The sequence below is a fragment of the Actinocorallia sp. A-T 12471 genome, from assembly GCF_033875155.1.
GTDB lineage: Bacteria > Actinomycetota > Actinomycetes > Streptosporangiales > Streptosporangiaceae > Actinocorallia.
In genome coordinates this window covers 161,047-175,151 of sequence record NZ_JAWZTE010000005.1, presented here as the reverse complement: position 1 = coordinate 175,151, position 14,105 = coordinate 161,047, and the positions used below count along the sequence as shown (strand labels likewise).

13 protein-coding genes and 1 pseudogene are annotated in these 14,105 nt (G+C 70.6%); 8 read left to right on the top strand and 6 right to left on the bottom strand.

What is annotated here, in order from left to right; all coding sequences use genetic code 11:
* Positions 1-5: 5 nt before the first annotated feature.
* On the bottom strand, positions 6-797 hold the full coding sequence (locus tag R9X44_RS16295; protein ID WP_319815010.1) for an ABC transporter permease: 792 nt from the start codon (positions 795-797) through the stop codon (positions 6-8).
* Between the two features lie 291 nt (positions 798-1,088).
* Here R9X44_RS16295 and fdhD point away from each other — a divergent pair, with 291 nt between their 5' ends.
* Positions 1,089-1,883 (top strand): formate dehydrogenase accessory sulfurtransferase FdhD, encoded by a 795-nt coding sequence (gene fdhD / locus R9X44_RS16290; RefSeq protein WP_319815009.1) that lies wholly within the window; start codon positions 1,089-1,091, stop codon positions 1,881-1,883.
* A 66-nt stretch (positions 1,884-1,949) separates the two neighbouring features.
* Positions 1,950-3,131 carry an acyl-CoA dehydrogenase family protein gene (locus R9X44_RS16285; protein WP_319815008.1) on the top strand — a complete coding sequence of 394 codons (1,182 nt, stop codon included), beginning with the start codon at positions 1,950-1,952 and terminating at the stop codon, positions 3,129-3,131.
* A 79-nt stretch (positions 3,132-3,210) separates the two neighbouring features.
* On the opposite strand, the gene R9X44_RS16280 is transcribed toward R9X44_RS16285, so the two are convergent.
* Complete coding sequence (locus R9X44_RS16280) at positions 3,211-3,942, bottom strand: gamma-glutamyl-gamma-aminobutyrate hydrolase family protein (RefSeq protein ID WP_319815007.1); 732 nt, start codon at positions 3,940-3,942, stop codon at positions 3,211-3,213.
* Positions 3,943-4,428: 486 nt separating this feature from the next.
* Between R9X44_RS16280 and R9X44_RS16275 the strand changes: the two genes are divergently transcribed.
* Complete coding sequence (locus tag R9X44_RS16275; protein WP_319815006.1) at positions 4,429-5,607, top strand: globin domain-containing protein; 1,179 nt, start codon at positions 4,429-4,431, stop codon at positions 5,605-5,607.
* Here R9X44_RS16275 and R9X44_RS16270 read toward each other — a convergent pair.
* The 3 genes from R9X44_RS16270 to R9X44_RS16260 all read right to left on the bottom strand — a co-directional run bounded on the left by R9X44_RS16270 (position 5,594) and on the right by R9X44_RS16260 (position 9,835).
* Positions 5,594-6,649, bottom strand: coding sequence for an MBL fold metallo-hydrolase (locus R9X44_RS16270; protein WP_319815005.1), 1,056 nt, complete (start codon positions 6,647-6,649; stop codon positions 5,594-5,596). The genes R9X44_RS16275 and R9X44_RS16270 overlap by 14 nt on opposite strands.
* A gap of 81 nt (positions 6,650-6,730) precedes the next feature.
* Positions 6,731-7,528 carry an FAD-dependent thymidylate synthase gene (gene thyX, locus R9X44_RS16265; protein WP_319815004.1) on the bottom strand — a complete coding sequence of 266 codons (798 nt, stop codon included), beginning with the start codon at positions 7,526-7,528 and terminating at the stop codon, positions 6,731-6,733.
* 111 nt (positions 7,529-7,639) lie between these two features.
* Entirely contained in the window at positions 7,640-9,835 is a 2,196-nt protein-coding gene (locus R9X44_RS16260; protein WP_319815003.1) for an anthranilate synthase component I, read from the bottom strand.
* A 272-nt stretch (positions 9,836-10,107) separates the two neighbouring features.
* Here R9X44_RS16260 and R9X44_RS16255 point away from each other — a divergent pair, with 272 nt between their 5' ends.
* From R9X44_RS16255 to R9X44_RS35755, 4 genes and pseudogenes are all read left to right on the top strand, one after another.
* Complete coding sequence (locus R9X44_RS16255) at positions 10,108-10,665, top strand: VOC family protein (protein ID WP_319815002.1); 558 nt, start codon at positions 10,108-10,110, stop codon at positions 10,663-10,665.
* 36 nt (positions 10,666-10,701) lie between these two features.
* Positions 10,702-11,340, top strand: a complete 639-nt coding sequence (locus R9X44_RS16250; RefSeq protein WP_319815001.1) for a carboxymuconolactone decarboxylase family protein — start codon at positions 10,702-10,704, stop codon at positions 11,338-11,340.
* A gap of 121 nt (positions 11,341-11,461) precedes the next feature.
* The gene (locus R9X44_RS16245; RefSeq protein WP_319815000.1) at positions 11,462-11,995 is read left to right on the top strand and encodes a hypothetical protein; all 534 of its coding nucleotides are present in this window, start codon (positions 11,462-11,464) and stop codon (positions 11,993-11,995) included.
* Positions 11,988-12,572: pseudogene (locus R9X44_RS35755) on the top strand (class F sortase); the annotation flags it as partial. The gene R9X44_RS16245 and the pseudogene R9X44_RS35755, both read left to right, overlap by 8 nt.
* Positions 12,573-12,632: 60 nt before the next feature.
* Here R9X44_RS35755 and R9X44_RS16240 read toward each other — a convergent pair.
* Positions 12,633-13,229 carry a TetR/AcrR family transcriptional regulator gene (locus tag R9X44_RS16240; RefSeq protein WP_319814999.1) on the bottom strand — a complete coding sequence of 199 codons (597 nt, stop codon included), beginning with the start codon at positions 13,227-13,229 and terminating at the stop codon, positions 12,633-12,635.
* 61 nt (positions 13,230-13,290) lie between these two features.
* On the opposite strand from R9X44_RS16240, the gene R9X44_RS16235 reads away from it, so the two are divergent.
* On the top strand, positions 13,291-14,097 hold the full coding sequence (locus R9X44_RS16235) for an Fpg/Nei family DNA glycosylase (RefSeq protein ID WP_319814998.1): 807 nt from the start codon (positions 13,291-13,293) through the stop codon (positions 14,095-14,097).
* Positions 14,098-14,105 lie beyond the last annotated feature (8 nt).

Genomic DNA, 14,105 nt, shown 5'->3' with positions numbered 1-14,105 from the left:
GCGCCTCAGATCTTCGGGGGGTAGGCGATGACGTAGATGGTGGTGATCACGTAGTTGAAGCCGAACACCAGGAGCAGGGCGACGACCGTCGCCTGGTTGACCGCGCGGCCCACGCCGACGGGGCTCTGCTCGCACGTCATGCCCTTGTAGCAGGCGACCATCGCGGCGATGAGGCCGAACAGCCACGCCTTGAAGAGGGTCACCACGAGGTCGGAGATCTGCAGCAGGCCGAGCGCGCCGTCGAAGTAGGCGCCTGGCGTGACGTCCTGGAGCAGGACGTTGAAGAAGAACCCGCCGATCGCGCCGGACAGGATGACCAGCGACGACAGCATCGTGGACACCAGGCTCGCGGCCCACATCCGCGGGGTGACCAGGCGGTGGACCGGGTTGACGGCCATCACCTCCATGGCCGACAGCTCGTCGCGGATACGTCTGGCCCCCATGTCGGAGGTCATCGCCGAGCCGCCCGCGCCCGCGATGATGAGGGCCGCGGCGATGGGCGCGACCTCTCTGACGAGCCCGACGACGACCGCGCCGCCGGTGGCGGACTGCGCGCCGAGCTGTCCCGCGAGGTCGCCCACCTGGAGGGCGACCGTCGCGCCGAGCGGGAGCGCGATGAGGATGACCGGCAGGGTGGTCACCCTGGCCAGGAACCAGCACTGTTCGACGAACTCCCAGAACCAGTTCCTGATGTCCCAGGTACGTCTCAGACCTTCGAGCGCGATGGTGAACAGCTCACCTATCTGGGTGAGCACTCCGCGCATCTTCACGGTGACCATCACGGGCACACTCGCCATCGGCCACCCCTCCGCGAGTAATGATCCGTTTACAGACCAAGCGCTTGGTACCGTAACGCGCGTCACACTCGAGCCACAAGACCTTTCATCCAATAGATGCAGGAAGACGGAGGATTCAGAGCATCAGGACTACCACTTGGCTCCGCGGTCCGCACGGGCCCGCGCGCCCCAAGTCCTACCCCGGCCAGGACCGCGTCTTCGCTCTACGCTGGGCGGGAGGCGAACACGCACGTCACGGTGTGCACGGCGGCGCTACGCCGCGCGCGTGACGGGCGGAGAAAGAGGGCTGACGTGGGACGGGTGACCGAGCGGCGGCGGATCGACCGCTGGACGGGACAGGGCAGCACCGAGCGGGTGGACACGCTCGCGGTCGAGGAGCCGCTGGAGATCCGGATCGGGGGCCGTCCCCTGACCGTCACGATGCGCACGCCGGGGGCGGACTTCGACCTCGTCGCCGGGTTCCTGCTGGCCGAGGGCGTCATCTCCGGGCCCGCCGAGCTCGTGGCGATGAAGTCGTGCGGCGACGACGAGTTCAACATCGTGGACGTCGCGCTCGACCGCCCCTATGACGGCCCGGTCCGCGCCTTCACCACGACGTCGGCGTGCGGGGTGTGCGGCACGAACACCATCGACGACCTGGCCCGCCGCGCGGCCTTCGACGTCGCGGCCGATCCCGTCGCGGTGTCGGCCGAGGTGCTGACGTCGCTGCCGGGGGTGCTGCGCGAGGCGCAGAAGGTGTTCGCCAGCACCGGCGGCCTGCACGCGGCGGGCCTGTTCACCGCGGACGGGGAGCTGCGCTGCCTGCGCGAGGACGTCGGACGGCACAACGCGGTCGACAAGATCGTCGGCCACGCGCTCAAGGAGGGGCTGCTTCCGCTGCGCGAGCACATCCTCCTGGTGAGCGGCAGGGCGTCGTTCGAGCTGACGCAGAAGGCGTGGATGGCGGGCATCCCGGTGCTCGCGGCGGTGTCGGCCCCGTCGTCGCTCGCGGTGTCGCTCGCCGCGCAGGCCGGGATCACGCTCGTCGGGTTCCTCAGGCCGCCGACCTTCAACGTCTACACGAGAACCGACAGGGTTGGTCAGTGATTACTTACGGCGATCGGTTAGGGTGCGTTCATCTGGAAACGCACCAAACCACAAAGGAGGCGACCGGTGGACTTCACCCTGCCGGAGAGCGCGCTCGCCGTCCGCGACGGCATCGCCGCTGTCACCGCCAAGTACGGCTACGAGTACTGGGACAGGTGCGACGACGAGCACCGCTGGCCCGAGGAGGTCTACCGCGACCTCGCCGAGGGCGGCTGGCTCGGCCTCGCCGTCCCCGAGGAGTACGGCGGCGGCGGCCAGGGCCTGCTCGAACTGGCCGTCGCCCTCGAGTCCCTGGCGGGCTCCGGCGCGGGGGCCGCCGCGTCCTTCATCTACCTGCTGAGCCCCGGCTTCGGCGCGCTGACCGTCACCCGGCACGGCACCGAGGCGCAGAAGGCCAAGTACCTGCCCGGCCTCGCCCAGGGCCAGATCGAGACGTGCTTCGCGCTCACCGAGCCCGACGCGGGCAGCAACGCCATCAACATCTCCACCCATGCCCGCCGCGACGGCGACGGCTGGCTGGTGAAGGGCCAGAAGATCTGGATCTCCGGCGTCGAGCGCGCCGACTACATGCTCCTGGTCACCCGCACCATCCCCGCCGCCGAGGCCAAGCCGCGCGCCAACGGCTTCACCGTCTTCATCGTTGACGTGAAGGCAGCCGTCGAGGCCGGGACGCTCACCTACCAGCCGATCCCCAAGCTCGGCACCAACACCGTCGCCTCCAGCATGGTCTTCCTCGACGACCTGCGCGTCACCGAGGACGACGTGCTCGGCGCGGTCGACGGCGGCTTCGCCGTGCTGTGGGACATCCTCAACCCCGAGCGCATCCTCGCCTCGGCCGCCGGCGTCGGCGGCGCGGAGGCCGCGCTGAAGGTCGCGGTGTCCTACGCCATCGACCGCGCGCCCTTCGGCAAGCCGATCGGCACCAACCAGGCGCTCGCCTTCCCCCTCGCCAAGATCAAGGCGCAGACCGAGCTGGCCCGCCTCATGACCTACAAGGCCGCGTGGCTGTGGGACCGGGGCGAGCCGTGCGGCTCGGAGGCCAACATCGCCAAGCTGACCGCGTCGGAGGCCGCCTGGCAGGCCGCCGACCGCACCTTCCAGACGCACGGCGGCATGGCCTACTCCCTGGAGTACCCCGTCGCCCGCATGTTCCGCGACGCGCGCATCGGCAAGAACATCCCGGTCGCCGAGGAACTCGTCCTCGCGCACATCGCCCAGCACGACCTCGGCCTGCCGAAGTCCTACTGAATCCCTCTCCATATACATAGGTCGCATACATAGGTCGCACAGAGGTCGCACAGAGGGACCGCGCGGGGCCGCGCCGCCGTCAGCCGACGGCGTCGGCCTCGCCCGCGGCCGCCACGGCGACCTGGGCGACGAGCGCCTGGAACAGGCTCAGGTCGTCGCCCTCCTCCGGGTGCCACTGCACGCCGACGCCGAAGGGGTGCCCTTCCAGCTCCACCGCCTCGATCACCTTGTCGGCGGCCCACGCCACCGCCACGAGCCCTGAGCCGAGCCGTCCGACGGCCTGGTGGTGGTAGGTGGGGACGTCGGCCAACGCGCCCATCGCCTTGCCCGTCCGGCTTTCCGGGGCGATCCGCACGCGGTGCCGCGAGAACCTGCCGGGAACCGGCGCGTGGCCCTCGTGGCCGACCTCGTCGGGCAGATGCTGGATGAGGGTGCCGCCGCGCACCACGTTGAGCAGCTGCATCCCCCGGCACACCGCGAGGAACGGCAGGTGCGCGTCGACCGCCGCGTGCAGCAGGGCCGACTCGTACCTGTCGCGCGCCTGGTTGGGCTCGCCGGTGCGCTCGTGCGGCCGTGCCCCGTACCGCGACGGGTCGATGTCGGGCCCGCCCGCGACGACGAGGGCGTCGAGCCGCGCGACGAGTTCGGGCGCCCCCTCGAGGTCGGCGAGCGGAGGCAGCAGCACGGGCAGGCCGCCCGCGCGTTCCACCGAGCGCTGGTAGGACACGGGCAGCAGCGCCGCCTCGCGGACCCACGCGCCCCAGCGGGCGGCGTCCTGGTAGGTCGTGACACCGATCAACGGACGAGCCATCAGCACCCTCCCTTGTCCCCTAGGTAGCTTGCCGCACCCGCGTGCGGGTGGACAGCCCCGGGCCGTAGCAGACCGAGATGAATTTCCGGTAGGAGCGATCTCTTCCGGGGTGTAAGGAATGTCATGCCGCCCGGACGCCCCGGTCAATGCGGCACGCCTCCCTCCCCCGCGAAAAGGGCCTTTCACCCGAAAAGCCCAGGCTACCGAACGGTATTCCACTCCTCCGGGTGATCACCCCATGAGCACAGCCTGTCACCCATCGTAGATAGTGGGGCGTCTTATCGGGAAACGGTTGAGCTTCACCACCCCTGGTGTAACACTCCGAGCAAGGCCATCGGCACCGTGCGTACCGACACCCGCGGCCAAGGGGGGAAGCGGGTGGCGTCCGGGGTGGACGGCCGGCTCCACAGTCGCCGTTGATTTTCCCTGTGTTTTCCGTGGGTTTGCCAGTTTTGACAGTTTTGCCAAGGGGGGCGAGATTGCCACATGTCATTGAATCCCCGGCTCGTCAAAGAGAGCTTCGCACTTCTCGAACCGGACTCGCCGAGGGCCGCCGCATATTTCTACGGCAGGCTGTTCGCCGAGCACCCCGAGCTGCGCGCGCTGTTCCCGCCGTCGATGGACGTGCAGCGCAACCGGCTGTTCACCGCGCTCACCACCATCGTGTGGAGCCTCGACAGCCCTGACGCGCTCACCACCTACCTCAGCGAACTCGGCCGCGACCACCGCAAGTTCGGCGTCTCCGAGGCGCACTACGCCGCGGTCGGCGGCGCGCTGCTGGCCACCGTCCGCAAGTTCCTCGGCGAGCGCTGGACGCCGGAGATCGAGGAGAGCTGGGCCACCGCCTACGGCATCGCCTCGGAGATCATGCACGGTGCGGCCGTCGCCGACGCGCTCATCGCGCCGCCCTGGTGGATCGGCGAGGTCGTCGGGCACGAGCGGCGCGGCGGCGACCTCGCCGTCGTCACCGTCCGGCCCGCGCAGCCGCTGCCGTATGAGGCGGGCCAGCACGTCAGCCTCCAGGTGTCGCGATGGCCGCGCATGTGGCGGCCCTTCTCCATCGCCAACGCGCCGCGCGCCGACGGCAGGGTCAGCTTCCACGTCCGCTCGCTGTCGGGCGGCTGGGTGAGCTCGGCGCTGGTCAGGCACACCGAGGTCGGCCACTCGGTCCTGCTCGGCCCCGCGATGGGCGCGATGACGCTCGCCCGCGACGGCGACCGCGACCTGCTGTGCGTCGCCGGAGGCACCGGCCTCGCCCCGCTCAAGGCGATCGTGGAGCAGGTCGCCGCCGAGGGCGGCCGCCGCCGCGTCCACCTGGTCGTCGGCGCGCGCCACCGCGACGACCTGTACGACCTGCCCGACCTGCTCCGCCTCGCCGCCGAACAGCCGTGGCTGCGGGTCGTGCCCGTCGTCTCCGAGGACCCCTCCTACGACGGGCTGCACGGCCGCGTCGCCGAAGTGCTCGCCGACCTCGGCGACTTCAGCGAGCGCGAGGCGTACGTGTCGGGCCCCGCCGAGATGGTCGCCGACACCGTCGGCAGGCTCGGTGCGCTCGGCCTGCCGCCCGAACGCGTCCACCACGACGCGCTGCACCTGGAACGCCGCGTGTCGTGCCCGCACCTGTCCGGCTACATCGGGGCGGGTCCGCTGCTCACCCCGCCGTGACCCGCGCCGCGCCCCAGCGCACCGGCGCTCCCCCGCGCCGCGCGACCTTGCCCGCCTTCTCCAGCACCACGAGGTGCGCGAGGGTCTCCAGCATCGCGGTGCGCCGCATGAACGGCTGGATCTCGTCCCACGGCCGCGACCAGGTCAGCTCCTGCGCGAGCTCCCAGGTGGTGGGCGGCTCGGCGGCGTCCGCGAGCGCCGCGGTGATCTCGTCAAGGCGCGCGCCGTGGTGGGCGAGCAGCGCGCCCACCCGGTCGGCGAGCCCGGCGAAGCGGTACTCGTGCGCGGGCAGCACCTCGGCCACCGGAAGGTCCCTGACCTTCTCCAGCGACGCGAAGAACGCGCCGAGCGGATCGTCCGACGCGCGCGGGAACAGCCCGATCGCCGGGGTGATCCTGGGCAGCACGTGGTCGCCGGACAGCAGCAGGCCGCCCCGGACGTCGTGGAAGCACACGTGGCCGGGCGAGTGGCCCGGCGTCCAGACCGTCCGCAGGTCCCAGCCCTCGACGGGCGGGGCGGTGCCGTCCTCGAGCATCAGGTCGGGCATCGCGTGGCCGGTCATCGCGAGCATCTTCGTCGACGCGTCGGCGAGGGTCCCCGCGGAGTCGGCGGGCACCCCGTGCTCGGCCATCTGCGCCATCATCGCCGCGACGAGCCCGGCGGGGTCGGTGTGCCGCTCGTCAATGAGCCGCGCGTCCTCCGGATGCAGCCCGACCCACGCCCCCGACGCCTCGCGCACCCGCGCCGCGAGCCCCCAGTGGTCATGGTGCATGTGCGTGACGAGGACGCCCTTGACGTCCCCCATCGCATAGCCCGCGGTCTTCAGCCCCGCGTTGAGCGCGTCCCACGCCTCGGGGGTGTCCCATCCGGCGTCGATCAGCGTGACGCCGGACGGCCCTTCGAGCACATAGACCAGCACATACCTGAGGGGGTTGTCCGGCAGCGGCACCGGCACCGACCACAGCCCGGGCCGCACCCGCTCCACGGGCGGCAGCACCCTGTCGATCCACGCCTGCTTCTGCGCCACGCCGGTGACCTCCACCGGAGCCTCCTTCTAGAACGAAGTTCTAAGCCCCCAGTGGTATCACGCCGGTGTCCGCCCGTTCACCCCCACCCCAACGGCTCACACCTTCCGCCACCGAGGCACCCAGGCCCCCTCCACCACCTCATAATCCCCAAACAACGCAGGCGCCTCCGCCTTGACGACCTCGGCGATCCTGCCGAACAGCAGGCGGATCTCCTCCTCCGCGCCCTCAGCGGTGCGGGCCTCGATCGTGTGCCGCAGCGTGCGGACGTTGGCCGTCCAGACGAGGCCCGTCGCGACGCCCTCGGGGGCGAAGCGGCGCATGAACGACGTCCGGTGCTTCTTCTCCTTGAACGGCACGCCCTCGCCGTCGAGGTCGAAGTGCTCGGCCATCCAGCCCTGGAACTCCTCCATGCGCCCGAGCAGCTCGGTGGCCCGCTCCATCAGCTCGGGGTCCTCCCTGGCCCACTCGGGGAACCAGAAGGGCAGGTCCTGGAGCCTGACGAACCGCAGCGACTCCTGCGAGATCGCCACGCCGGGACGATGCCGCGCCAGTTCATGGGTCAGGACGCGGCTGACGTTGTGCAGCGCGAAGGAGAAGGAGACGTGCTCGAGGACTGAGCCGTGCAGGCTCGCGAGGATGTTCTGGAGGTACTCGGTCTGGTCGGTGCGGACCCGCACCACGTTCGGGTTCAGGCCCGGCTCCCAGGACCGGTAGCACAGGCGTCCGGCGAACTCCGCGAGGTTCTGGGGGTCGTTCAGCTCGGCGTCGAGGTCTCCCCGGTCGAGGCGCTCAAGCCACGCCTCACCGCCGACCTCCTTGAGGTATGCCGCGATCGCGTCGTAGTCGAGCTGCGGCTTGGCGATCAGGAACACCTCGGGCTCGACGCTCTTCACTGACTTCCTCTCCCCCGGCGGAGGCCAGCGCCCCCTGCGAACGAACGCCCCGGAACGGTCCCGGGGCGTCCGTCAGATTACTGGAAGATCGGCAGCTCAGGTCGCCCCGCGTCAGCCCTGCCTGGCGAGGCGGAGGACGTTGCGGATGATTTTGTGGCCGTTGCCGCCGGTGGCGGTGAGGATGGATTCCGGGTGGAACTGGACTGCCCAGCGGCGGCGGACGGGGTCCTCGAGGGACATGACGACGCCGTCTTCGGTGGCGGAGGTGATGGTGAAGCCGCCGTCGCCGAGGAGGGCGGGCGTGGTGTGCAGGGAGTGGTAGCGGGCGGCGGTGAACTCCTCGGGCAGGCCCGCGAGGATGTCGCTCGCCGGGAAGCCGCCGGTGCGGACGTGGCCCGGCTTGCCGTGCTGCGGGTAGTCGAGGATCGCGAGTTCGCCGCCGTAGTGCTCGACCATCGCCTGGAGGCCGAGGCAGACGCCGAAGGCCGCCTTGTTGCGGGCGTCCAGGGCCTTCAGCAGGCCGGAGGTGTCGAAGTCCACGGGACGGCCCGGGCCGGGCGACAGGACGACGAGGTCGGGGTCGATCTCGTCAAGGAGCCGCTCGGGGAAGCCGAACCGCAGCGTGGTGACGTCCGCGCCCTCCTGCCGGAAGTAGTCGGCGAGGGTGTTGACGAAGGAGTCCTGGTGGTCGACCACCAGGACCTTCAGCCCGAGTCCCGGCAGTTCCGGCGCGGGCGCGGCGACGGGCTCTGCCTGCTCGGTCTGCGACGACGACAGCGCCTCAAGGAGGGCGCGCGCCTTGAGCAGGGTCTCGCGCTCCTCGGCGTCGGGGTCGGAGTCGTACAGCAGGGTCGCCCCGGCGCGGACGGCGGCGACGCCGTCGCGGATCTGGGCGGTGCGCAGGGTGAGGCCGGTGTTCATCGACCCGTCGAACCCGACGAACCCGACGGCCCCGCCGTACCAGCGGCGCGGGGTCTTCTCGTGGTCCTCGATGAACTGCATCGCCCAGGTCTTGGGCGCTCCGGTGACGGTGACGGCCCACATGTGGCTGAGGAACGCGTCGAGGGCGTCGAAGCCGGGCCGGAGCCTTCCCTCGATGTGGTCGACGGTGTGGATCAGCTTGGAGTACATCTCGATCTGGCGGCGGCCGATGACCTTGACGCTGCCGGGCACGCAGACGCGCGACTTGTCGTTGCGGTCGACGTCGGTGCACATGGTCAGCTCCGACTCCTCCTTGAGGGAGGACAGGAGCGTGCGGATGTTGTCGGCGTCCTCCAGCGGGTCGGCCCCGCGCTGGATGGTGCCGGAGATCGGGCAGGTCTCGACCCTGTCGCCGTTGACGCGGACGAACATCTCAGGGGACGCGCCGACCAGGTACTCGCCGTCGCCGAGGTTGAAGAAGAACTCGTACGGGGCGGGGTTGGTGTCGCGCAGGCGGTCGAAGAACCTCGCGGGCGACGGACACGGCCCGTACATGACGTGCCCGGGGACGACCTCGAACAGGTCGCCGCGCAGGAACTTGTCTTTGGCGTCGCGTACGACCTCGGCGTACAGGCCGGGGACGGGCGGCGGAGGAACCTCGGCGGGCACCGGGACGGGAGTCGGCTCGGTGGCCCGCGCGACGCCCTCGGTGGTGGCGTCCCCGACGGTGAAGTCGTAGGAGTAGCGGGTGTAGGACTCGCGCTTGCGGTCGATCACCAGGACCTCGTCGGCGAGGTGCAAGACCAGGTCGCGCTGCTCGGCCGCCCGTTCGATCGCCATCCTGATCGGCTCGAACTGGAAGGACAGGTCGTAGCCGAAGGCCCCGTACAGGCCCAGGTGGGGGTCGGCGTCGGCGTCGTCGGCGGGCTTGAACAGCTCAACGACCGCGCGCAGTGCGGTGAAGACCGTGGGCTGGCGGCTGCGCTCCTCCTCGGTGAAGACCTCGTGGCTCTGCGGCACGTGGATCTCGATGTGCCCGGCGTCCTCGGACCTGACCTCGCCGACGCCGCGCACCGAGTCGGCGACGAGGGGGAGCAGGAGCGCGCCGCGCGCGTTGAGGGCCCGGACGGTGAGGGTGCGGCCGCGCGCGATCAACTCAAGTGACGGGTCGACGTATCCCATGGCCCAGCGGCTGTAGCGGCCGGGATACTCCATGCCGGAGCTGAGCACGCCGCCCCTGCGCTGTTCGACCGCGGTGACGAGCAGGGCGAGGAGGTGCGCCTCGCTCTCGGCGGCGACGGGGGTCGCGGTGCGGATCACCCCGACGCCGCCCCTGGTCGTGTACCGCGCGACCGTGTTCTGGCTGTCCGTGCTCTTGCTGTCCACCCTGGTCTCCTTCTCGGTCCGACGACTCGGGGCGGAAACACAAAAAGACCGCCCTGAGGGGCGGTCGCTGTGGTCAGAACACGCTGAACCGGCGCCGCCTCAGCGACGCCACCACCACTGGGTGTTCGTTCCGGTTCGCATGATGAGGGCAGCGTACCGGAGCGAGGGCGGTGACGACAAAGCGAACACCGTGTCCAACAGGGGTTCTGTTGCGCCCGGATTACTGGGAAGATAGCGGAAAGCGATCACTTACTCGCGTGAAGGACACGGCCTTGGACAGGATCAACACCGAGTTCGAGCTGCGCGGGGTCAACCACCTCGCCCTCGTGTGCAGCGACATGAAGCAGACCGTCGACTTCTACCAGGGCGTCCTGGGCATGCCGCTGATCAAGACGATCGAGCTCCCGAACGGCTGGGGACAGCACTTCTTCTTCGACGCAGGCGGCGGCAACGCGCTCGCGTTCTTCTGGTTCGCCGACGCGCCCGACTCCGTGCCCGGCGTCAGCCACCCGGTGACCGTGCCCGACCGCGGCGAGTTCCTGTCGGCGGTGGCGTCGATGAACCACATCGCGTTCGACGTGGCCCCGGAGAAGATCGAGGAGTACCGGGACAGGCTGGTGGCCAAGGGCGTCGACGTCGGGATGATCCTCAACCACGACGACAGCGAGTTCGGCGTCGCCGGCTCCTGGACCGACGACGTGTTCGTCAGGTCCCTGTACTTCAAGGACCCCGACGGCATCCTCGTGGAGTTCGCGGGCTGGACGCGCAAGCTCGACAAGCCGTCCGACGTCAGGCACGAGCCGAAGACGTCAGCCGACCGCACGGTCTGATCCCCTCCCCCACCCCATTCCCCAGAGGAGCACACGTTGCCGAGACTGCGCCAGGTCCACCGCGAAGAGACCGACGACAAGCTCGTCCACTTCTTCTATGACCGTCTGTTCGGCGAGGGCGTCGACCCGGTGGACGGCCCGGGCACCGCCACGGGCACGCCGGGCACGTGGTGGACGGTCTTCGCGCTCGACCACGCGATCTTCAAGCACTGTGTGCAGGGCTTCCAGGTGTACCGGGGCGTCAAGCTCGACCCTGTGCTGCGCGAGCTGGGCCAGACCCGCGCGGGCTGGAGCCGTGGCAGCCAGTTCGTCTTCTCCCAGCACTGCAAGCAGATGCGCGCCCTCGGCGTCCCCGAGGCGAAGATCGCCGCGGTCGCTTCATGGGAGGTCAGCGACCAGTTCGACGAGCTGGAGCGCGCCGTCCTCGCCTACACCGACGCGCTCGTCCTGGGCGGCGGCCGCGTCCACGACGACGTCTTCGCGGTCCTGAAGAAGCACCTGCCCGACGAGCAGATCCTCGAACTCACCTACACGACGGCCCTGTATGAGATGCACGCGACGATGACCAAGGCGCTCCGCCTCGAGTTCGACGACCGCGACGACCCGATCACCGAGGTCGCCGCCCCCGAGGGCTACGGCACCCGCGACATCGCCGACGACATCACCGGCGGCTAGCCGGGGACGTCGGGCAAAGCTCGGGTAAAGACACGCCGCGCGGGGGTCATTCACGGAGAGTCACCGGGAATGACCCCCTCGTCTTGTTCGAGATCTTGCTGGTCGGACCGGAGGTGGGTCGATGCGCGGCGCTGTGCTCGGTCGGGGTGTCGTGCTCGGTTGGGGGGTCGGGCTGCTGCTCGTGCCGTCGGCGGCGTTCGCGGACGGCGGTCTCGAGGTCAATCCGAGCGACGCCAAGCGGGGTCAGACCGTCGGGATCTCGACCGGGGACAACTGCCGGGAGACCGACGGCGAGGCGACCATCACCTCCTCGGCGTTCCCGAAGGTGGAGACCACCGTCTACCAGGGCGAGGCGAACGTCTCGGTGACGATCTCGCAGAACGCGTCATACGAGACGCACATGATCACGCTGACGTGCGCGCCGTCGCAGCGCAAGATCGAGGGCGCGATCACCGTCAAGCGGTCCTCGAACAACCGGTGCTACCAGGACGAGTGGGGGCAGTGGCACGGCCGCTGCTACCAGCAGGGTCCAGAGACCGGGTTCGGCGGTTCGCTGGGCGGCGGCCCGACCGCCACCGGGCTCGCCGGGCTCGGCCTGGTCGGCGCGGCGGGCGCCCTGTTCGCGGTGCACCGCGCGCGCAGGGCCCGTGCCTAACCCGACGGCGGTCGTCGCGGGGGTACTCGCGGTCGCGGGCGTCGCGCTCGCCGCCAAAGGCTGGGAGCACAAGGAACCACCGAAGTACCGGACGTTCGGCGGGCCCGAGGCCATCTGGGACATCCCCGACGGCGACGCGCTCGGCGGGGCGTCGCCGACCCGGCTGCGCATCCCGTCGGCGAAGGTGAACGCCAAGGTCGGGAAGGTCGGCGAGAACCCCGACGGCGGCATCGCGGTGCCGCCCTCGGTCCGCGCCGACGAGGCGTCCTGGTACGACGGCAGCGCCCTGCCCGGCACGCGCGGCTCCGCGATCATCGTGGGCCACTACGACGACGACAAGGGCGGCGCGGTCTTCTACGACGCGCACAGAATCCGCGCGAAGGACCGCGTCTACGTCGACCGCGCCGACGGCACCACCGCGGTCTTCGAGGTCGACGCGTTGGAGCAGGTGCACAAGGCGCTGTTCCCGACCCGGCGCGTGTACGGGCGCGTCAACTACGCGGGCCTGCGCCTGGTGACCTGCGGCGGCACGTTCGACAAGCGCCGCCGCCACTTCCGCGACAACGTGATCATCTACGCCCACCTCGTCGGCGCCAAGGGAACCGTCAAGGACAAGCGGCAGCCGCAGACCGCCCGCTTAGACGACGGCGCGCCGCGCGGTGAGCCCGCCCAGGACCAGATCCGTCAGCGACTCCACGACCGCCGCGCGCGCGACCTCGGGGTGGTCGAGCCACCAGTCGCCCGCGTTCTGCACCATGCCGACGATCGCGTGCGCCCACACCTGCGCGCGGGCCGCCCCGGCCGGGCCGGGCTCGGTGGGCAGGATCTCGGCGATCTCGTCGCCGAGGCTCTGCATCACCGTCGACATGACGCTGTGCGTCGCGGTGTCCTCGGCGCGGGCGCGGTGCATGAGGAACCGGTAGAAGTGCAGGTTCGCCGAGATCATCGCCAGGTAGGTGTCGATCCCGTCGTGGACCCGCTCGCGCATCCCGGCGTCCCTGAGCATCGCCGCGCGGATCGCCTCTATCAGCACGCGGCTGTGCCGCTCGGCGAGCGTCTGGTACAGGCCGCTCTTGTCGCCGAAGTGCCGGTACAGGATCGGCTTGCTCACCCCCGCCTCGGCCGCGATCGAGGCCATCGACGCCTCGGGACCCTCCCGCAGGATCACCGTGTCGGCGGCCTCCAGCAGCGCGCGGCGGCGGTCCGGGTCACGTCTGCTGGGGGTGGCGCTCACGGAACGTACGTTACGGTGCGATCCGTCCCCGCCGCCATCCGGCTCCGGGTATCGTCGGCGCGTGCCCGAAGGTCATGTCATCCACCGGCTCGCGCGGCGCTACGGGTCGGCGTTCGGCGGCGGCCCCGTCGCCGCCCTCAGCCCCCAGGGCAGGTTCGCCGACGGCGCGGCCCTGATCGACGGCCAGACCCCCGAGGGGGCCGAGGCGCACGGCAAGCACCTGTTCGTGGAGTTCCCCGCCGGCTGGCTGCACGTCCACCTCGGGCTGTACGGGAAGGTCGCCTGGGGCGTGCCGCCCGTCCCGCTGCCCGTCGGCCAGATCAGGCTGCGCCTGGCGAACGCCACCGACTACGCCGACCTGCGCGGCCCGACCGTGTGCGAGCTGCTCACGCCCGGCGAGAAGGACGTCCTGCACGCCAGGCTCGGGCCCGACCCGCTGCGGCAGGACGAGGACCCGGCCAAGGCCCGCACGATGATCGCGCGCAGCCGCCAGCCGATCGCGACGCTGCTGATGGACCAGAAGGTGATCTCCGGCGTCGGCAACATCTACCGGGCCGAGGTGCTGTTCCGGCACAACCTCAACCCGATGCTGCCCGGCCGCGACCTCACCGACGTGCAGTTCAAGGCGATCTGGGAGGACCTCGTGGTCCTCATGGCCGACGGCGTCGCCGGGGGCCGCATCGACACCGTCAGGGCCGAGCACATGCCCGAGGCGATGGGCCGTCCGCCGCGCGAGGACGCGCACGGCGGCGAGGTGTACGTCTACCGCCGCGCCGGGCTGCCGTGCCTGGTGTGCGGGACCGAGGTGCGCACCGAGGCGGTGCAGGCGCGGAACCTGTTCTGGTGTCCGCGCTGTCAGGCGGCCTGACTAAGATC

Bases quoted from the DNA above. Each gene is read 5' to 3' on its own strand.
- R9X44_RS16275 (WP_319815006.1), top strand. From the start codon at position 4,429: ATGTCATTGAATCCCCGGCTCGTCAAAGAGAGCTTCGCACTTCTCGAA.
- R9X44_RS16245 (WP_319815000.1), top strand. From the start codon at position 11,462: ATGCGCGGCGCTGTGCTCGGTCGGGGTGTCGTGCTCGGTTGGGGGGTC.
- R9X44_RS16295 (WP_319815010.1), bottom strand. From the start codon at position 797: ATGGCGAGTGTGCCCGTGATGGTCACCGTGAAGATGCGCGGAGTGCTC.
- R9X44_RS16280 (WP_319815007.1), bottom strand. From the start codon at position 3,942: ATGGCTCGTCCGTTGATCGGTGTCACGACCTACCAGGACGCCGCCCGC.